We start from the raw sequence: 18,849 nt of genomic DNA on the forward strand, positions 1-18,849 counted from the left end.
TGGTTCCCGGGGGCCGGCCGCCCCCGCCAGATAGCGGCGCTCCGCGGCCTGGCGGCTGGCGACGCCCAGCGGGTCGGCCAGATCGGCCCAGCTGGCGCCGACACCCCGGGCCGCCTCGATCAGCCCGGTCTCCCAGCCCGCCAGCTGCTCGCGGACCTGCCGGAGCAGCAGCAGGGAGGCGAGGGCCTGCTCCAGGCCGATCTCATGGCCCGCCGTGTCCTCCGGCCCCTGCTGCCGGGCGGCACGAAGGACTTCGTCGATGGTCTCCAGGGCTGTCGCGGCGGCGAGGATCGACGCCGGACGGTTCGCGTCGGCGCCGGTCGGGGCCGTCCGGTCGGCCGGGGTCATGGCACCTCCCTCTCGGTGTCACGGTGAGCAGTGTCATCCTTTGGACGACATCTTGTTTGTCATCCATTCGATGACATGCTACAACGTTATTGAGGCGCATTGGCAGTAACTGCCCACGACCAACCAGGAGGTGTTCTTCCGATGTTGATGCGCACCGACCCGTTCCGTGAGCTCGACCGGCTGGCTCAGCAGCTGATGGGTCCGGGCACCTGGTCGCGGCCCACCGCGATGCCCATGGACGCCTATCGAGAGGGCGACGAGTACGTGGTGGCCTTCGACATCCCCGGCGTCAGCCCCGACGCGATCGACATCGACGTGGAACGGCACATGCTGACCGTCAGGGCCGAGCGTCGCCCCGCGACCAAGGACGGCGTCAAGACGGAGCTGTCGGAACGGCCGCTGGGCGTCTTCTCGCGGCAGATCATGCTCGCCGACACCCTGGACACCGAGAACATCCAGGCCGACTACGACGCGGGTGTGCTGACCCTGCGCATCCCGATCACCGAGCGGGCCAAGCCGCGCAAGATCGCCATTCGGTCCGGTTCCGACCGCAAGGAGATCACCGGCTGATCAGGGCGGACGAGAGCAGCAAGCAGCGGAGGACGGGCATCTGATCTCCCCCGTGCCCGTCCCCCGCTTCCCTCCGGCCCAGAAGGGTGGCGGCAGACGTGACGACTCTCCAGCGGGAAGCGTTCCTCGACACGGTGCGGGAACGCGGTGGATACGACACCTGGCAGGAGGCCGACCGCGCGGCCCGTGTGGTGCTCGCCCTCCTGGGCGCCCACCTGGCCGGCCAGGCACGGAACCGGCTGGCGGCACGCCTGCCGGAGGAATTCGCCAAGGTTCTGCGCAATCCCCTGCGCAGCGCCGAGCCGCTGTCCTCGGAGCGCTTCGTGCGCGCGACGGCGGCCTGGATCGACGGGGCCACCGAGCAGACCGCCGCCTGGGACATCGGAGCCGTCCTCAGCACGGTCGCCGACGCCGCCGACGACGATCTGCTCAAGGAGATCCTGCTCCAGCTCCCCGCGGGCTACGACCTGCTCTTCGGCCGTCCCCAGCCCGCCTGACCGACCGCAACCCCCGGTGCCCGCACGGCGGCACCCCGAACCCGGTGACAGAAAGGCAACCACCGCAGTGATGTCCGAGTCACGCTCATCGCTCCAGCAGCCGACCTACAGCCGCGCCTACGAGCAGATGCTGGAGAAGGTCCGCTACGACGGCGCCTATCCCACCCGCGAGCGGGCCGAGGAGGCCGTCCGCCTCGTCCTCGCGGGACTGGGGCGCCAGCTGACCGGCGACGAACGCGTCGAACTGGCCGCACGCCTGCCCCACGAAGCCGCCCGTATCCTCACCGCCCAGATACCCGACACCCAGCCCCTCGGCGGCTGGGCCTTCGTCAAGGACCTCGCGACCCGCACCGGTGCCTCCCTGGCCACCACCCGCTGGGACACCGGATCCGTCTTCGCCGCCGTCTCGGCCCACGCGGGCCCCGACCTGGTGACCCGTATCCTGCGGCAACTCCCCTCCGGCTACGCGCTGTTGTTCGGCCGCGCCGAACTGACTCCCGCCGCGTAGCCGGCGACCCGCGCACGCGGGGCGGACGTGACGCGGCTGCCGCTGTCCGCCCCGCGCGGTTCCGGGCCCGGCCCGTGTCCCCTGGTCGCCATGGCGGCCCGGCCCGAGGGCGGCGAGAATGGGACTGCCCTGCCCGGAGACCCGATCAAGCGCAGGTGATCGCCCATGTGCCGATGGCTCGCCTACTCCGGCACGCCCCAGTTGCTCGACACCATCCTCTACCGGCCCTCCCACTCACTGATCGACCAGAGCCTGCACTCCCGGCTGGGCGTCGAGACTACGAACGGCGACGGCTTCGGCATCGGCTGGTACGCGCAGGAGCACCTCGACTCCCCGGCCCTGTTCCGGGAGATCGGCCCCGCCTGGAACAACCGCAACCTGCGGGAAGTCGCGGGCCATGTCCGCTCCCCGCTGTTCTTCGCCCACATCCGCGCCTCGACCGGCACGGCGGTGCAGCAGACCAACTGCCACCCGTTCCGGCACGGCCGCTGGATGTGGATGCACAACGGCGCCATCGAGGACTTCCACCTCATGCGCCGCGAGCTGGCCATGCTCGTCGACCCCGCGCTGTACTCCGCCATCGAGGGCAGTACCGACTCGGAGACGATGTTCTATCTGGCGCTCACCCTCGGCCTCGACAAGGACCCGCCGGGCGCCGTGGCCCGCATGGTGGGCGTGGTGGAACGCAGCGGACGCAACCACGGCGTTCGGCACCCGATGCAGATGACGATCGCGGTGTCCAACGGCGAACGCTTGTGGGCCTTCCGCTACTCGACCGAGGGGGCCTCCCGCTCGCTGTTCTACAGCACCCGCGTGGACGCCCTGCGCAAACTGCACCCGGACATCGGGTTCCTGCGCGAGGTCTCCGACGACACCCGCCTCATCGTCTCCGAACCCCTCGGTGACCTCCCGGGCGCATGGCACGAGGTCCCCGAGAGCACATACGGCGTCGTCCACGCCGGAGCCGACGAGATGCATCCCTTCACGCCGGAACCGGCCTGACACACCCCGGGCGGGGCACCCGTGACGCGTGCCCCGCGAGTCGGTGACACCGAGCCGGTGGATCAGCGGGTGGGTGCAGCCGCCGTGGTGCTCAGCCCACGGGGACGAGAGTCAGGTACGCCAGGCCCAGGACACCCCGGTATCCCCGCAGCCATGTAGCGCGGTGCCGCTCGACGCGGTCCCGGGTCTCCTTCGCCAGGGGGTGATCCGGGTTGGCGGCCAGCCACTCCTCGACATCGGCCTGGTAGGCCGACTCGAACTCCTCCCACTCGTCGTTGTTCGCCGTCTCGATCCAGGCGGGACGGAAGCCCGCGGCAACGGCCAGGTCGACAAGCCCCGCCAGGTCGTAGAACTCGGCAGCCGAGGCGTCCGGCCACATCGTGGCCAACTCAGCGTCGGTGGGCGGGCGTTGCCAGAACCCCTCGCCGAGGACGACTCGGCCGCCCGGATTGACCAGACGGCGCAGGGCGGGCAGGGCGGCCTTGATGTGCTCGGGCGGCCGGGCATCACTGAGGGCCTGACTGGCACCGAGGCAGAGCACTACGTCGGCGGGTTCCAGGGTGCCGTCGATGGCGGACTCCTGTACGAAGCCGACGCGTTCGGCCAGCCCGCGGGACTCGGCGTTGGCGCGTCCGCGGGCCAGGTCGTCCTCATTGAGGTCGACACCCATCCCGGTCGCGGCGGGTGTCGCTTCGAGGAGGCGGAGCATGAACTCGCCCCAGCCGCAGCCGATGTCGAGCACTGATGTCGGCGGTGCCGAGGTGTGCGGTGCCGACAGTCGGCGGATCATCCTGTGCGCCCGCTCCTCGGAGAGGGGGCCGTGGAAAGTGAGTCGGGTCAACCGCGGCGGCTCGGTGGTGTCGTCCATGAGCCTGAACATTACGGAGGCATGATCGGCGACGGCACCGGTTTTCCCCACGGATCGTCAGGGCGGGCCGCCGACAGTTCAACTCGGGAAGTCAAGCAGGACACAGCTCATGTACGTACTATCGCTACGGCACCACTTGCAGCAGTAACCGCTACTGCTGACATGGGACCAGGCAGAACAGTCAGACGCGTTGGACTTCGCATACGCCGGAAGTCACTGCCTCGTGCAGACCCGGCGCCGAACAAGGATGTGAGCACCGTGTCCAATACCACCGCCGAATCGAGCGGGTTGACGTCGCAGTACAGCGCCCAGGTGGCCGGCGACCTCGAACGCAACCTCAAGGAACAGGAACGCATCAGCGGCGAGATCGAGGCACTGCAGACGCAGCTCGCCGCGCTGCGCCACGACCACGCCGTCCTGGTGAACATCCAGCAGGCACTGAGCGCTTCGGCACCGGCCGATGTCACCGACACCGCGGCCGATGTCACCGACACCGCGGCCGATGTCACCGACTCCTCGGCCGACGTCACCCAGACCGCGGCCGACACCGCGGCGCCGACGGCACCCGAGGAGCCGGCAGTCACCTCCGAGGCCGCTCCCGCCGCCAAGGTGCCCGCCCCGCGCACCAAGCGGGCGAGCACCGCCAAGACGGTCAAGGCCAAGAAGACCGGCACCGCCACGCGCAAGCGGACCAGCACCAAGAAGGCCGCCACGGCCAAGCCCGCGACGTCGGCCTCGCCCACGCTGGTCGACCTCGTCCGCGCACACCTGGCGGGCCAGAGCGAGCCTCGCAGCGCCACGGAGATCGCCGCCGAACTGGGACGGCAGCACCCCGAGCGCAACGTCAAGACCACGGTCGTACGTACGACACTGGAAGGGCTCGTGGCCAAGAGCCAGGCGGAGCGCAGCAAGCAGGGGAAGTCGGTCTTCTACACCGCCCCGGAGGCCAAGCCGAAGGACAAGGACAAGGAGAAGGAGTAGGAGTCCATGCCCCCGGCCGATCTGATCCGTCCAGGGAAGCAGGGACATGGCCACCGTACGAGGCATTGATGTCCGCGGTACGCAGCACTGCGAGACGACGGCGTCAGGGGTCCTGCTGCGGCAGCAGGGACTCGATCTGTCCGAGCCCATGCTCTTCGGCCTCGGTTCGGGTCTGTCCTTCGTCTACTGGGACAGCAAGAACATGGGCTTCCCCTTTCTCGGGGGCCGGGTCAAGCCGTTCGAGCTGACCCGGAATCTCGCCGACGGACTCGGTCTTGAGCTGGTTGTGCAGGAGACCACCTCGCCTCGCAGGGCTTGGGAGAATGTGGCGGCCCGCATCGACGCGGGCCGCCCAGTCGGGCTGCAACTCGACAGTTACTACCTGGACTACTTCTCGTCCAAGGTGCACTTCGCCGGTCATGTCGTCGCCCTGTACGGCTACGACGACACCGACGCCTATCTGGTGGACACCGAGCAGCAGGGCGGTGCGGTCACCACCAGCCTGGCGAGCCTCGCCGAGGCGCGCGCGGCGCGCGGCCCCATGGCGGCCAAGCACCGCTCCTTCACCCTCACCGCTCCCCCGGAACCGCCGTCTCTCCATGACCGGATCGTCCCCGCCGTCACGGCCTGCGCCGAGGCGTTCCTCAACCCGCCCATCGCCAACCTCGGGCAACGGGGCATCGACAAGGCGGGGAAGCTGGTGCGCACATGGCTGCGGCGCACCGAGCGTCCGGACCGGGACCTCCCGCAGGCGGCACTCCTGATGGAGCGGGCGGGCACGGGCGGTGCGCTGTTCCGCAACCTCTACCGCGACTTCCTCGCGGAATGCGCCGAGTTGCTCGACAGCGAACGCCTGCGCACCGGCCATCGACTGTACGCGGAGGCGGCGACCCTGTGGACCGAGGTCGCCGAACTCATCACCAAGGCCGGTGTGTCGGGCGATGCGCACTGCCTCGAACAGGCGGGCTCGCTCCTGCACGACATCGCACGCGTGGAACGGGAGGCGATGCAGACGTTGAGCGGCCTGTAGCTCGGTCGCCGCACGGCTACGGGTAGAGCTTCTCCCCCTTCGCCAGCATCGCCACGAACTTCTCGATCCGGCGGGCCCGGGTCTCGGGGCGCTTGGCGTCGTGGACGCGGTGCAGGATGGCGAACCGGTTCTGGCTGTTGAGGGTGGCGAAGAAGGCCGCCGCGGCGGGTTCGGCGTCCAGGGCGGCGGCCAGGTCGTCCGGAACCTCGGCGGTGCTGGGGCTGTCGTAGGCCGCGTCCCAGCGGCCGTCGGCCTTCGCGCGGTCGATCTCGGCCTGCCCCGGCGGACGCATCCGGCCGCTCTCGATCAGGGCGGCCACCTTCTCCCGGTTGATCTTCGACCATTTGCTGCGCCCCGTGCGCGGGGTGAACCGCTGAAGCCACCACTGGTCGTCGAACTTGGCCTTCTGGCCGTCGATCCAGCCGTAGCAGAGGGCCACCTCCACCGCCTGCGCGTAGGTCAACGCGGCGACTCCGGGCGCCTTCTTGCGCAGTTTGAGCCAAATCCCGGGCGAGGAGGCGTGGTTGTTCGCCAGCCATGTCTCGAAGTCCTCGGCGGTGCCGAAGACGACGGTCTCCAAGTCCTGTGTCACGTCAGTAGAAAACCACACACCACTGACACCGCGACTTCTTCGGGGATCAATCAATCTTTGTACTTCTTGTGTACAAAGCTATGGACGCACCGGAAGAAGTCTTTTAACGTTTCCCGCGCGCCACAGCACTCTGCTCCACCCACCCGCTGCACCCGCCACCCGCAGCCCGGCTCCGTATGCGATACGAGCCGTGAGGAGGACGTATGAGCACATGGCCCGCGCGAAGACGCGGACTCCACCGATCCCTGACCACCGCACTGATCTGCTGCACCGCGGCCCTGGGGCTGTCGGCCCTCCCGGCCGGTGCGCAGCCGCGGGCGGCCGATGAACTGCCTCCGCAGGAACCGGGCGTCACCCTGCGCGTGTTCGACGTGCAGGTCCCGCTGGACAAGCTGTGCACGCTCAAGCCGGGCCAGACGCCGAACGTCGACAGGTTGAGGCCGGTCATCGACTTCTCGTCGGCCGAGGACTTCGGCTTCGAGTCGAACTTCGTCAGCGAGATCACCGCCAACGTCAACGTGCCGCAGGACGGCTCGTACACGTTCCGGCTGACCAGTGACGACGGCTCCCGTCTGCTCATCGATGACAAGGTTGTCATCGACCACGACGGGCTGCACGGCGCCGAACCCAAGGACGGCGCGGTCGAGTTGACGGCGGGTTACCACGCGCTGCGCATCGAGCACTTCGAGCGCGGCGGAGGGCAGCAGGTCACCCTGGACTGGCGGCCGCCCGGCGCCTCCGACTTCACGCTCGTGCCCACCTCGGTGCTGAGCACGGAGGCGGACGTGGTGCGCGTGACGGCGCCCGGACGCAAGGAGTGCGAGGGCGCCTTCGACACGCCGGGCGACGGCCTGCCGCTCACCGAGGTGCACCCCGACTACGACCTGACGAACCTGCGTCCCCCGGGCTTCGAACCGCAGGTGACCGCCATGGACTGGCTGCCCGACCGGCGGCTCGCCGTCACCACGTGGGGCGGCTCGCAGACCACGGCGGGCGAGGTGTACCTGCTGGACAACGCCACCGGCGCCACCGGCCCCGACAAGGTGACCGTCAAGAAGATCGCCTCCGGGCTCAAGGAGCCGATGGGCGTCAAGTACGTCGACGGGAAGCTGTACGTCTCGCAGAAGCACGAGCTGACCGAGTTGACGGACACCGACGGCGACGACGTCATCGACCGGACCCGCACGGTGGCGACCTGGCCGTACGGCGGCAACTTCCACGAGTTCGCCTTCGGCCTGCTCTACAAGGGCGGGTACTTCTACCTGAACCTCTCCGTCGCCATCAATTACGGCGGTGCCACCACCGATCCGCAGCCCGCGCAGAACCGCGGGACCACCATCAAGGTCCACCGCAAGACCGGCAAGGTGTCCTACATCGCGGGCGGTCTGCGCACCCCGAACGGTATCGGCTTCGGCCCCGGCGGCGATCTCTTCGTCACCGACAACCAGGGCGGCTGGCTGCCGGCCTCCAAGCTGGTGCACATCAAGCAGGACCGCTTCTTCAACCACTACACCAACCCCGACGGCCCGTTCGACACCAACCCCGTCACCCAGCCCGTCCTGTGGCTGCCGCAGAACGAGATCGCCAACTCCCCCAGCACTCCGCTCTACGTCACCAAGGGCCGCTACGCCGGTCAGATGCTGTTCGGTGACGTCACCTACGGCGGGCTGCAGCGGGCGTACCTGGAGAAGGTCAAGGGCCTGTACCAGGGCGCCGTCTTCCGCCACACCCAGGGCCTGGAGGCGGGCGTCAACCGCATCAGCCGCGGACCGGACGGCGCGATCTACGCCGGTGGGCTCGGCGCGGGCGGCAACTGGGGCCAGGAGGGCAAACTGACGTACGGGCTGCAGAAGCTGACGCCCAACGGGGGCAACGCCTTCGACATCCTGGCGATGCGCGCCGTGGACGGCGGTTTCGAGCTGCAGTACACCCAGCCGCTGTCGCAGGAGACGGCACAGAACCTGGCGGCCCGCTACCGGGTGAAGCAGTGGCGCTATGTGCCCACCCCGGCCTACGGCGGCCCCAAGGTGGACGAGGAGCCCCTCACCGTCCGCTCCGCGAAACTCTCCAAGGACCGCAAGAAGGTGCGGCTGGCCATCGCGGGCCTGAAGCCCGGCCGTGTCGTCCATGTCCGCTCGCCGCGCCCGTTCGGCTCGGACTCGGGTGAGTCGCTGTGGAGCACGGAGGCGTGGTACACGCTCAACAACCTCCCCGGCGCTCAGCCCGGGTCGGCGACCCTGTACGAGGCGGAGGAGGCCGCCCGCAGCGGCGGGGCCGGTACCAACACCGACCACTCCGGCTACTCGGGCGCGTCGTTCGTCGACGGCTACGGAGCCGAGGGTGCCACGACCACGTTCACCGTGAAGGTGCCCAAGGCGGGTACGTACGACGTCGGACTGCGCTACTCCAACGGCCCCAATCCGTTCCAGGGGACCAAGACGATCAGCGTCGACGTCAACGGCACGAAGGTGAAGCAGACCCGGCTGCTCAGTACGGGTGACTGGGAGACCTGGTCCACGCAGACGGAGAAGCTCACCCTGCGGGCCGGTACGAACACCATCGCCTACCGGCACGACGCCGGCGACGACGGGCATGTCAACCTGGACCTGATCACCGTGCACAGGTCCGGCAAGCGCGTCACCCTGTTCGACGGGGCGGACCGGTCACTGTGGCAGCACACCTCGGGCCGGGCCGCGCAGTGGCCGCTGCTCCCGGACGGCGGCATGGAGGTCTGCTGCGGCGATCTGCGCACCAAGACCGCCTACCAGGACTTCAGGCTGCATGTGGAGTTCCGGCTGCCGAACCTGCCGCCGGACGTGACGGGCCAGGACCGCGCCAACAGCGGCGTCTATCTCCAGGACCGCTACGAGCTTCAGATCCTGGACTCCTACGGCGACACGGACCTCGCGGACAACGAGGCAGCGTCGATCTACAGCCGCAAGGCGGCCGACGTCAACGCGGCGCTGCCGCCGGAGACCTGGCAGTCGTACGACATCGTCTTCCACGCGGCGCGCTACGACGACGCCGGGAACAAGACCGCCGACGCGCGGGTGTCGGTGAAGTGGAACGGCCGGACCGTCCACGACGACGTCGCCCTCGCGTCCCCGACGGGCGGAGGCGCGCCGGAGAGTGCTGCGGCGGGGGCGATCCGGCTCCAGGACCACGGCAACAAGGTCCAGTTCCGCGACATCTGGATCGAACCACTGAGCTGAACGGTTCCCCCGACCGGCCCCGCCGTGTGCGCACACGGCGGGGCCGACTGCCGTGCTGTCACCTGTGCCTGCGCCAGCGGAGCAGCAGGAGCAGGGTCAGCGCCGCGCCTCCCACGGCGAGGAGCGGGGTGCGGTTGGCCAGCACCTGGGTCTTGACCTGCGTGGCCGTCTCCGCGGCCTGGTTCTTGACCTGCGTGGCCGTCTCCGCGGCCTGGTTCTTGACCTGCGTGGCCGTCTCCGCGGCCTGGTTCTTGACCTGCGCGGTCTTCTCCGCGGCCTGGGTCCTGACCAGCGCGATCTTCTCCGCGGCCTGCTGCTTGGCGGCCGCCGTCCTCTCCTGGGCGCGGGCCTTGATGTCGGTCTTCGCCGCGAGGGCCTCTATGGTCTCGCCGAGTTCCTCGCGGTCCTCGTCGACCTGCTTGCGCAGTTCCTCCTGGGAGGGCGTCGCGGGCGCGTCGTCCTGGGGCTTGTCGTGGGTCATCGGTGTGCCTTCTCCTTGATCTCGGCGATGTCGGCCTTGACGCCGTCGATGGCCTGGCCGGGTGTCGCCGGGGTTGCCTTGTTGATCTGCTGCTTGCCGAGCATCGCCATCAACGCGGTGATGACGGCGAGCACGCCGGTGACGATCAGACCCGCGGCCCACACGTCCCTCGCCAGCGACAGTGCGGCGATCGCTGTGGCCACCAGTGCCTGGAGCGTGATCACGCCCATCAGTCCGGCGCCGCCGAACAGGCCGCCGCCCTTGCCGAAGCGCTTCCCCTTCGCGGTCATCTCCAGCTGCGCCAGGCGCATCTCGTCGCGGACCAGCTGCGACAACTGCTGCGAGGCACGTTGCACCAGCTCGCCCACCGATTCCTGGGCTCCGGCCGCTGAGTGGTGGGCCCTGTCTGCCGTCATGGATGCTCACCCGTTCCTGTTCGGCGGTCTCGGTCGGATCGGCTCCCGGGTACCCCGTGCCGGGCGGGCCTCACCGCTCGTCCCGGGACGTACCGCTGTCCGCGGTCTCCGCCAGGCGGCGGCGGTCCTCCTCGTCCCACTTACGGGTGTCGCGGGGCCGGACATAGGGCTCCTGCCCGGCCGGGTGGCCGCCGGCGACGGCGCGCTGACGGGCCAGTTCCGCGTCCCACTCCAGGCCCAGCAGGATGGCCAGGTTGGTGATCCACAGCCACACCAGGAAGACGATCACGCCCGCGAAGGTGCCGTAGGTCTTGTTGTAGGAGCCGAAGTTCGCCACGTACAGCGCGAAGCCCGCCGAGGCCAGGAGCCAGATGAGCAGGGCGAGGACACTGCCCGGGGTGATCCAGCGGAAGCCGCGCACGCGGGCGTTCGGTGTCGCCCAGTACAGGATCGCGATCATGATCGTGACGAGGACGACCAGCACCGGCCACTTGGCGATCGACCATGCCGTCAGGGCCGTGTCGCCGATGCCCAGGGCGGAGCCGACCTCCTCGGCCAGGCTGCCGGTGAACACCACGATCACCGAGCTGATCACCGCCAGGACCATGAGGACGACGGTGACGCCGACGCGTACGGGCAGCACCTTCCAGACCGGGCGGCCCTCGGGCACGTCGTAGACCGCGTTCGCCGTCCTGATGAACGCCGCGACATACCCGGACGCCGACCACACGGCGAGCAGCAGGCCGAGGACGGCCATCAGGGATCCGACACCGGCGCTTCCCTGAAGCTGCCGCACGGCGTCGCTCAGGACGTCCTGTACGGCGCTCGGAGCCACCTTCTCGATGGTGTCCAGCGCCTCCCGGGTGGCCGACTCCCCGGCCACCCCGAGGAGGGAGATCAGGGCGAGGAGTGCCGGGAAGAGGGCCAGGATGCCGTAGTAGGTCAGCGCCGCGGCCCGGTCGGTCAGCTCGTCCTTCCTGAATTCCTTCAGGGTGCCTTTGAGCACCGCTTTCCATGAGCTTTTGGGCAGGTCGGTCGGGCTGTCCGGCTGCTCCCGCTCCACCTGCGCGTCCGGCCCGGTCTCAGCCGTGTCGTGCCCGTGCCTGCCATGCCGTCTCAGCGTGCGTACCATTCCGGCCGGGTATCCCGTGGACGCCCGCCCAACCACCGAGAGGCACCCGGGCCCGGGTCACTCGTAGCGCAGCCTCAAGGATTCCTCTTCCGCCCGCTCGACGTCGTCGAGGGTCAGGTCCGGCAGGTTCAGCTGGGCGAGGGTCACCTCGGCGCTGGTGGGCTGGGCGTCCGCGGGCAGCCATTGCTCCGGCTTCCAGGCGTTGGCCCGGATCAGCGACTTCGGGCAGTGCGGATAGACCTCCTCGGCCCGCACGACGATCGCGGTGACGGGCGGCCTGCCCACGGGGGTGAGCCGGGAGAGCAGCTCGGGGTGGGCCGTGACGCAGGCGCGCCCGTTGACCCGGAGCGTGGTCGGCCGGCCGGGGATGAGGAAGACCAGCCCGACCCGTCCGGTCGCCACTATGTTGTGCAGGGTGTCGAGGCGCCTGTTGCCGGTCGCGTCCGGTATCGCCAGCGTCCGCTCGTCCAGCACCGACACGAACCCCGGTGGCCCACCGCGCGGCGTCACGTCCGCCCGCCCCTCGGCGTCCGCACTCCCGACGAACACCAGCGAGGAGCACCCGATCAACGCCCGCGTCTGCTCGGTCAACCGGTCCATCTGCTTGCGCAGCGCGTTCGGACCGGGCTCCGGGTAGAACGCGTGGAGCTGCTCCGGGGTGGTGAGGGCGTGTGCCCGCAGGGAGTTGAACAGTGAGTCGGCGGGCGCGGAGTCGGTCGTCATACGAAAGACCCTAGGCGGACGGCCGGGTTACGGCGATCCGGCCCCCTGACGGTCGGCCACCGCCTGCTGCTGTCCGTCCCGGCAGAACCGGCGGTCCCGCTCGGCCAGTTGCTCCCGTGGGCCCGCCGAGCGCAGGACGACGTCCAGGGCGCGGTCCGGGTCGGCGGCGTAACAGTTGCTGAACCAGGCCATGTTCGCCTCCACGACCGCCCACGTGTCGCGGGTGCCGGTGAGCAGACCGACGTCCAGAACCACCGCGCTGGGCAGGCCGTCGCCACGGTTGGTAAGGAGGTCGTGCGCGAACTCCTGTACGGCTTCCCGGTGAAGGTGGTGCTCCAAGGGCCGCGCGTCGAGGCTGCCGTACGTGGCGTACTGGGAACCCGTGCGGACCTCGCCGTCCAGGACGTACAGGCGGAACTCCGCCGCCCAGGTGACCACCTCGCTCACCTGTACCGGCAGTTCCGGGGGCAGGCCGGTGGGGAGGGAGGCGCCGTCGGTGTGGACCGCGGCCGGAAAGCTCTTGTCCGTAGGGGGCTTGACGAAGGCGGGGTGGGACAGCGCACGTGCCTCGGCGAGGGTGGTCAGGGAGATCCGTCGGCCGGTGTACTGGTGGGGCAGGGTGGTCAGCCAGTCGTCCGCCGGTTCCAGGAGGGCGACGTCCAGGTCGTCCGCGACGCGTGCCGCGAAGGCGGGGCCGCCGTGGTAGTGGGCTCCCCGCCTGCCCCGCAGCGCGCCTGTGCCGCCCCGCGTGGGGAGCACGTGTACGTCCAGGCCCCGGCGGTGTGCCGACGCCGCCAGCAGGTCGCCCGTCGTCGTGTACTGCGGCGCCATCGCCAGGAAGCCGTGGTCCGTCACTCGGCCGTTTCCTCGTCACCGCGCCGTCGGCGTACGCGCTCCGCGATGCCGGTGGAGAGCATGCCCGTGACCGATCGTGCCCGGTCCAGGGACTGGTTGCGCAGGCGGCGGGCCGCGTCCACACCCTCCGCGCCCGTCTCGATCACCTTGGCCCTCGCCTCCGCGGCCGCCTCCTTCCAGCGCCTCGCGTCCAGGGACTGCCGTCCCTGCTCGATCCCCAGGTGGCCGTGGAAGTCCACCACGGCGGTGGCCACCTGGTTGCTCGACCGCACCACGGACGGGGAGGCGGAAGGGTGCAGCAGGACCTTGGTGTTGGCCGTGTCGGCCACCATGTCGACGCGGGACAGGAGGCGTTCGGTGGTGCCGGAGATGAGTTCCCTGCGCTTTTGGCGCGCGGTCTTCAGCGCGAGGCGGTGCCGGTCCAGTTCGTCGGGTGTGGTGTCCAGGACCCGGTCGAGCTCCAGTACGGCGAGGGCGTCGTGGAGTTGGCAGCACCGGGCCAGTACGGCGAGCCACTCCCGTACCGCGGACTCCGCGTCCCTGGAGGCCCTGGCGAGTTCGCCGATCTTGTTCTTCTCCTCCATCTTCTCGGTGAGCGCGTCGAGTTGGCGCAGTGCGTACGCCTGGGTCCGGGCGATCACCATCGACATGGTCTGCACCTTGGACCAGGTGACCTCGGAGACCCGGCCCACCTGCTCGCGGACGGTCAGGGCTTCGTCGATGACCAGGCCCGCGCCGATCATGTCGGCCAGCACGCCGTCCTTCTGGGCGCGGAGTACGTCGTCGACCTTCTCGTCGATCGCGGCGAGGTAGGCGGTGACCTCCTCCATGGCCTGCTGCATCGCGAGCTGGGCCATGAGTCCGGCGGCGCCGGAGAGCAGCGCGGGACTGCCCGCGAGCGCTCCTGGCGTCCGCACGATTTCGAGGAGGCCCTTGATCTGGCCCTTCTCCGTCAGGACGGCTCGGGCCGCACCGGGGTTCGAGCCCTTCATCAGCTCGTACTTCTTGAGTGCCTGGGCGGACTGCTCGGTGAGCCTGACCCAGCGTCCCGAGTGCTCGGCGATGTCGGCGCCCGTCTGCGCGGCTCCGGCCAGCGTGCGGAACGCGGACCCGAGCCGCGACAGACCGAGGTCCTTCGACGGCAGTTTCTCGGAGACGAGGAAGCGTTCGACGGCCGAGGGGCTTCCGATGACCGCCAGGCCATCACCGTCGCTGATCAGTTCGATGTCGTTTGTCATGGTGCGGCTCGACAGCTCGGCGGCCCCGGTCACGCCAGCCGGTAGACGGCCTGCTCCGGGTCCGGCCTCTCGATCAGGCCGTCCTCGGCGAGTTCCCGCAGGTTGCGCCGGGCCTCCTTGCCGGCCGCCTCGTCGCCGGTCGGCTCGTACCCGGCGACCCGCAGGGCCAGTACCGCGCGTTCCGTGTCCCAGGTGCCGCCCAGCGCCTGGATCACCGCTGCGAGTGCCTGCTTGTGCGTCAGCTGCGTCTCCGCCATGTCGTCCTCCCCTTCGACAGCCGCCACAGCATATGCGGAGATCGACGGGCGCGGGGCGCTCTCCTCGGTGGTCGGGAGCGGTGGGGCGCTGCGGACCGCCGGGCTGGCCGTGGCGGCGATCGCCGCTGCGAGCATCAACGCGGCCAGCGCCCACACGGCGCCGACCGGTCCGACGGTGGTGAGCAGGTACCCGGCGCCGAGTGAGGCGACCGGCATGACGCCCCAGGACAGGGTCATGGCGGCGCTGTTGACGCGGCCCAGGAGTTCACTGGGGACCAGGACGGTCCCGTAGCTGATGATCACCACGTTCCACAGCGGTCCGACGAAGGCGGTGGCCGCGCCGATGGCCCCGATCAGCAGGGGGTCGGACGTGAAGGAGAAGAGGGGGAGCAGGGCGGCCCAGATCCAGTTGGCGCCGATGATGACGGACCTGGGCGTGAAGTGGCGGTGGAGCCTGGTCGCCGCGAGGGCACCGGCCAGGCCGCCGGCGCTGTAGATGCCGAGCATGGTGCCGATGGCGGTGGGTGTGGCGCCGTGGTGTCGGGCGAGGACGACGAGGATCAGTACGAGCGCGTGGAAGACCAGGTTGCTCAGGGCGATCAGTAACAGGGCCGCGCGTATGAGGGGGTGGCGCCAGACCCAGCGCAGGCCCGCGGTCGTGGACCGCCAGAGGGATTCCGCCGGGGTGGTCGGCCGGTTCCGCAGGTCGGTTCGGATGAAGAGCAGTCCGACGCAGGCGGCGAAGTAGGAGAGGGCGTCGGCGAGGAACGGCAGCGTGCGGCTGATGCCGAAGAGCGCGCCGCCCAGGGGTGGGCCGACCAGTGCGGCGCCGCGGGCCCGGGCCTCGTTGTGGGCGATCGCGGTGGGCAGCAGGGATGTTGGCACGATCCCGGGCAGGGCGGCGCGTTCGGCCAGGCCGAAGAAGACGAAGCACAGGCCCTGGACGAAGGCGACCGCGGCGAGGTGCGCGACCGTGACTCGGCCCAGCCAGAGGGCGGCCGGCACGGTCAACAGGGCGAGGCCCGCGCAGAGTTCGCTGACCAGCAGGACGGTGCGGCGGTTCCAGCGGTCCACGAGGGCGCCTGCGGGGAGGTGGGCGATGAGGTACGGAAGGGTGCCGGAGGCCGCCACGATTCCGGCGTCGGACGGTGATCCGGTGGTCCCGAGGACGAGCAGCGGCATCGCCGTTCCGCTGGTCTGGGCGCCCAGGGTGGAGACGACCTGACCGCTCCACAGCGCCACGAACTCGCGGTTGCGCCACAACGACCGCGGTGCGCCGGTCTTTTGGGTGGACGGTGGGGTCATTCGGCGTCCGCCCCCGGGGCGGGTGTGGGGAAGGCGTGGAACACCACGGAGATGTGCCTGCTGTTGGGGGGCGCCTCCTCCGGGTCGCGGTGCCAGCGGGCGAGGAAGGCGATGTACTCCTCGCCGAACTGCGCCAACTCCTCGGCGGTGAGCGTGGTTCCGCCGAAGGAGTGCATGGCAGCGGTGGCGAACTCGCCGTAGGAGTCCCGGTCGGACAGGTAGGCGGCCAGTTCGCGCTCGGCGCCCGCCACCCACTGCCGGCCGAGTTCCTCGGCAGCGGCGTCGATCTCGGGGTCGCTCGGCTCGCGCGGCAGTCGTACGTCCTGGGGTACGGCCCGCCAGTACTTGCGGCGCCCGGCCGAGCGTGCCGTGTCCTCCTCCACGAAGCCGAACCGGGCCAGTTGGCGCAGGTGGTAGCTGGTCGCGCCACGGTCCTCGGCAAACTCGGCGGCCAGGTCGGCGGAGGTGGCGGGGCCTTGGCGCCGGAGCCTGGTCAGCAGGGCCTGGCGGAGGGGGTGGGCGAGGGCTTTGAGCGCGGCGATGTCGGTCAGTACGCGCGGTGGGGAGCCGGGGTCGGAGCTGGACATGATGAGAAGATATCTATGCAAAGATTTCTTCTCAAGGGGCGGGGAGCAGTGATCGTGATGCGGTGCGCGGGCGCGAGGGGCTCGCGCGAGCGCTTGCCTGCATATATCTGCCCCCCTGTGTGCGCTGGCGCTCGCCCCATGCGGTGAACTGCGCGCTTGTCCCCTGGTCGTACCTCATGCGCCCCGTTTCACTGAGCTCTCACTCGCTTTCAACGCAAGTCACCAACACACACGCATCGTCGGATCAGACGTTGACCTGCCGGGACCTCGGGCCCGACATGACGCAGGAGGTTTGTGATGGCACTGGCACAGTGGACGAACGCGATGGAGTGGCTGGCCGCCGCCGCGACCGACCCCCGGTCCTGCAAGAACGACTGGCAGCGCGGTACGACAGGCGTCCACCTCTTGGCCGCCGGACGGTTCTGGGACGTCCTCATCGTCCCGGCCTGCCTCGGTCTGCACGCGGCCGACATCCTGGCCGATCTGCCCCGGCTCGAACCGGGCCCGGCACTGCTGGACAGCCGACGTCAGCACATCGGCTTCTTCCTGCCGCCCGCGCCCTCCAGCGTCTGGGCCGGGCACGACATCCGCTACCTCACCAGAGGCGGCTGGATCGCCACCCCCGCGCCCCACTGCCGCTGGGGCGACCTGCGCTGGATCTGCCCGCCCGACGGAAGCGGCACCCTCAACACACCCGAGGCGCTGGAACTCGCCCTGCACCAGGCCATGCACGAACTGGCCCGCACCCACGGCATCCCGCACCACCACCACGCACCGCACCACGGCACGGTCAACGGCGCGGTCCACGGCGCGCAGGCGCCACCACCTCCGACTGCCGCGCCGCACGTCTAGCCCGGCGACGGACGGGACTTCACGGACACGACCTAGGATCACCGGCATGGCGCTGCGACCGGTGATGGTGAACATCAAGGCCCTCGACCCCTCGGCGCTCGGCCGGTTCTGGGCGGAGGCGCTCGGCTGGACGGCGTACTCGCCCGGCGTGACGACCTACGTCGGCCCGCCGGGCGGCCTCGTCTGGCCGGACCCGGTCTTCGTCGGCCTCGACTTCGTGCCTGTCCCGGAGGCGAGGGCGGCGACGAAGAACCGGGTGCATCTGGATCTGGCGACCACCTCCCCCGCCCATCAGGAGGAGTTGGTCGCCCGTCTGCGGGGCCTCGGGGCGACTCCGGTCGACATCGGTCAGCGGGACGTGCCCTGGACGGTCCTCGCCGACCCCGAGGGCAACGAGTTCTGCGTACTGGAGCCCCGGGAGATGTACCGGGACACCGGTCCGGTCGCCGCGGTGGTCGTCGACTGCGCGGACCCACGGGCCATGGCGCGGTTCTGGGGCGAGGCGCTGGACTGGACGCTGCGCGAAGTCTCGGACGAGGGTGCGTCGTTCCGCTCGGGCGGCGATGCCGGTCCGTACCTCGAATTCATCCGTACGCCTGATGCGAAAACCGTGCCCGATCGCGTCCATCTGGATCTGCTCCCCTCCCCCGGCGGCGAACAGGCGGCGGAGGTGACCCGACTGCGGGCGCTGGGCGCGACGGACCTCGATGTCGGACAGGGGGACGTGCCGTGGACGTGCCTGTCCGACCCGGAGGGCCACGAGTTCTGCGTCCTCAGCGCAGGTTGAGCATCATGACGTCGCGCAGTTCGGCACCGGCTGCCGCTGGGCGTGCCTGCCCGATCACGCGGTAGCCCCACGCCGTGTAGGCGGCGGCCGCTGCCGCGTTCTCCGGATTCACATTGAGCATGACCCGCTCCGCCTCCAGTCCGTCGAGCAACGACGCGTGCAACCGCCGTGCGACGCCCCAGCCACGCCAGGCGCGGCGGACGGCGAGTTCCATCAGACCGAAGGTGCGACGGCCGTCCTCCCGCCGCATGTCCTCGGACACCGGCTCCGTGAACTCGTCCCACCAGGGCGTGTCGGCCGGCAACGACCACCCGTACGCCATACCGACCGGCTCACCGTCCCCGGTACGGGCCAGCACCGCACGGAAGGCAGGCCGCGCGGCCTGCACGGTGAACCTGCGGAACGCGGCGACGACGTCGTCCTCGGTCTCGTTGTGAGGAGGCTCGGCGAACACCTCGGCGTAGATCAGCCGCAGCTCGTCGACGGCCTGCGCTGCGGCTGCTCCGTCCATGCGAGCAACCGCGAGCGCCTCCTGCTGCACACCGGGTTCCTTCTCGATCGGGATCATGCCAACGACCGTACCCGGCGGGTCACTCAGTGGCGCAGTC

General features: G+C 70.1%; 20 protein-coding genes and 1 pseudogene. 9 read left to right on the top strand and 12 right to left on the bottom strand.

Annotation, left to right across the window (positions count from 1 at the left end):
* Nucleotides 1-348: pseudogene (locus GA0115233_RS19935) on the bottom strand (type III effector protein); the annotation flags it as partial.
* A 141-nt stretch (nt 349-489) separates the two neighbouring features.
* Between GA0115233_RS19935 and GA0115233_RS19940 the strand changes: the two are divergent.
* The 4 genes from GA0115233_RS19940 to GA0115233_RS19955 all read left to right on the top strand — a co-directional run bounded on the left by GA0115233_RS19940 (nt 490) and on the right by GA0115233_RS19955 (nt 2,925).
* Nucleotides 490-918 carry an Hsp20/alpha crystallin family protein gene (locus tag GA0115233_RS19940; protein ID WP_093721616.1) on the top strand — a complete coding sequence of 143 codons (429 nt, stop codon included), beginning with the start codon at nt 490-492 and terminating at the stop codon, nt 916-918.
* A gap of 98 nt (nt 919-1,016) precedes the next feature.
* Nucleotides 1,017-1,415 carry a DUF2267 domain-containing protein gene (locus tag GA0115233_RS19945; RefSeq protein WP_093721617.1) on the top strand — a complete coding sequence of 133 codons (399 nt, stop codon included), beginning with the start codon at nt 1,017-1,019 and terminating at the stop codon, nt 1,413-1,415.
* Nucleotides 1,416-1,485: 70 nt separating this feature from the next.
* On the top strand, nt 1,486-1,923 hold the full coding sequence (locus GA0115233_RS19950; RefSeq protein ID WP_176711872.1) for a DUF2267 domain-containing protein: 438 nt from the start codon (nt 1,486-1,488) through the stop codon (nt 1,921-1,923).
* A gap of 165 nt (nt 1,924-2,088) precedes the next feature.
* Nucleotides 2,089-2,925: a class II glutamine amidotransferase gene (locus GA0115233_RS19955; RefSeq protein ID WP_093721619.1), complete on the top strand. Its 837-nt coding sequence runs from the start codon at nt 2,089-2,091 to the stop codon at nt 2,923-2,925.
* 91 nt (nt 2,926-3,016) lie between these two features.
* On the opposite strand, the gene GA0115233_RS19960 is transcribed toward GA0115233_RS19955, so the two are convergent.
* A complete protein-coding gene (locus tag GA0115233_RS19960) occupies nt 3,017-3,793 on the bottom strand; it encodes an SAM-dependent methyltransferase (protein ID WP_093721672.1) in 777 nt (258 codons plus the stop codon).
* A 258-nt stretch (nt 3,794-4,051) separates the two neighbouring features.
* Between GA0115233_RS19960 and GA0115233_RS19965 the strand changes: the two genes are divergently transcribed.
* Nucleotides 4,052-4,774 carry a hypothetical protein gene (locus tag GA0115233_RS19965; RefSeq protein ID WP_093721673.1) on the top strand — a complete coding sequence of 241 codons (723 nt, stop codon included), beginning with the start codon at nt 4,052-4,054 and terminating at the stop codon, nt 4,772-4,774.
* A 46-nt stretch (nt 4,775-4,820) separates the two neighbouring features.
* Nucleotides 4,821-5,804 carry a BtrH N-terminal domain-containing protein gene (locus GA0115233_RS19970; RefSeq protein ID WP_093721620.1) on the top strand — a complete coding sequence of 328 codons (984 nt, stop codon included), beginning with the start codon at nt 4,821-4,823 and terminating at the stop codon, nt 5,802-5,804.
* A 16-nt stretch (nt 5,805-5,820) separates the two neighbouring features.
* Here GA0115233_RS19970 and GA0115233_RS19975 read toward each other — a convergent pair whose 3' ends face one another.
* Entirely contained in the window at nt 5,821-6,414 is a 594-nt protein-coding gene (locus tag GA0115233_RS19975) for a YdeI/OmpD-associated family protein (protein WP_093721621.1), read from the bottom strand.
* Nucleotides 6,415-6,599: 185 nt separating this feature from the next.
* On the opposite strand from GA0115233_RS19975, the gene GA0115233_RS19980 reads away from it, so the two are divergent.
* Nucleotides 6,600-9,608, top strand: a complete 3,009-nt coding sequence (locus GA0115233_RS19980; protein ID WP_093721622.1) for a family 16 glycoside hydrolase — start codon at nt 6,600-6,602, stop codon at nt 9,606-9,608.
* Nucleotides 9,609-9,666: 58 nt separating this feature from the next.
* Here the strand turns inward: GA0115233_RS19980 and GA0115233_RS19985 are convergent, their stop codons facing one another.
* The 8 genes from GA0115233_RS19985 to GA0115233_RS20020 all read right to left on the bottom strand — a co-directional run bounded on the left by GA0115233_RS19985 (nt 9,667) and on the right by GA0115233_RS20020 (nt 16,602).
* Nucleotides 9,667-10,089 carry a DUF3618 domain-containing protein gene (locus GA0115233_RS19985; protein ID WP_093721623.1) on the bottom strand — a complete coding sequence of 141 codons (423 nt, stop codon included), beginning with the start codon at nt 10,087-10,089 and terminating at the stop codon, nt 9,667-9,669.
* On the bottom strand, nt 10,086-10,505 hold the full coding sequence (locus GA0115233_RS19990; protein ID WP_093721624.1) for a phage holin family protein: 420 nt from the start codon (nt 10,503-10,505) through the stop codon (nt 10,086-10,088). The genes GA0115233_RS19985 and GA0115233_RS19990 overlap by 4 nt, the downstream gene beginning before the upstream one ends.
* 70 nt (nt 10,506-10,575) lie before the next feature.
* On the bottom strand, nt 10,576-11,637 hold the full coding sequence (locus tag GA0115233_RS19995; protein WP_093721625.1) for a YihY/virulence factor BrkB family protein: 1,062 nt from the start codon (nt 11,635-11,637) through the stop codon (nt 10,576-10,578).
* 57 nt (nt 11,638-11,694) lie between these two features.
* Nucleotides 11,695-12,360, bottom strand: a complete 666-nt coding sequence (locus GA0115233_RS20000; RefSeq protein ID WP_093721626.1) for an MSMEG_1061 family FMN-dependent PPOX-type flavoprotein — start codon at nt 12,358-12,360, stop codon at nt 11,695-11,697.
* A gap of 27 nt (nt 12,361-12,387) precedes the next feature.
* A complete protein-coding gene (locus GA0115233_RS20005; protein WP_093721674.1) occupies nt 12,388-13,191 on the bottom strand; it encodes an ATP-grasp domain-containing protein in 804 nt (267 codons plus the stop codon).
* 20 nt (nt 13,192-13,211) lie between these two features.
* Nucleotides 13,212-14,453: a hypothetical protein gene (locus GA0115233_RS20010; protein ID WP_093721675.1), complete on the bottom strand. Its 1,242-nt coding sequence runs from the start codon at nt 14,451-14,453 to the stop codon at nt 13,212-13,214.
* 29 nt (nt 14,454-14,482) lie between these two features.
* Entirely contained in the window at nt 14,483-16,015 is a 1,533-nt protein-coding gene (locus tag GA0115233_RS20015) for an MFS transporter (protein WP_093721627.1), read from the bottom strand.
* The gene (locus GA0115233_RS20020) at nt 16,012-16,602 is read right to left on the bottom strand and encodes an ArsR/SmtB family transcription factor (protein ID WP_093721628.1); all 591 of its coding nucleotides are present in this window, start codon (nt 16,600-16,602) and stop codon (nt 16,012-16,014) included. The genes GA0115233_RS20015 and GA0115233_RS20020 overlap by 4 nt, the downstream gene beginning before the upstream one ends.
* A 297-nt stretch (nt 16,603-16,899) precedes the next feature.
* Between GA0115233_RS20020 and GA0115233_RS20025 the strand changes: the two genes are divergently transcribed.
* Nucleotides 16,900-17,454, top strand: a complete 555-nt coding sequence (locus GA0115233_RS20025) for a hypothetical protein (protein WP_176711873.1) — start codon at nt 16,900-16,902, stop codon at nt 17,452-17,454.
* Nucleotides 17,455-17,500: 46 nt separating this feature from the next.
* The gene (locus tag GA0115233_RS20030; protein ID WP_093721629.1) at nt 17,501-18,241 is read left to right on the top strand and encodes a VOC family protein; all 741 of its coding nucleotides are present in this window, start codon (nt 17,501-17,503) and stop codon (nt 18,239-18,241) included.
* Here the strand turns inward: GA0115233_RS20030 and GA0115233_RS20035 are convergent.
* Nucleotides 18,228-18,809, bottom strand: coding sequence for a GNAT family N-acetyltransferase (locus GA0115233_RS20035; RefSeq protein WP_255310270.1), 582 nt, complete (start codon nt 18,807-18,809; stop codon nt 18,228-18,230). The genes GA0115233_RS20030 and GA0115233_RS20035 overlap by 14 nt on opposite strands.
* Between the last annotated feature and the right edge of the window lie 40 nt (nt 18,810-18,849).

Origin of the sequence: Streptomyces sp. DI166 (genome assembly GCF_900091315.1) — a bacterium.
GTDB classification, from domain to species: domain Bacteria; phylum Actinomycetota; class Actinomycetes; order Streptomycetales; family Streptomycetaceae; genus Streptomyces; species Streptomyces fuscus.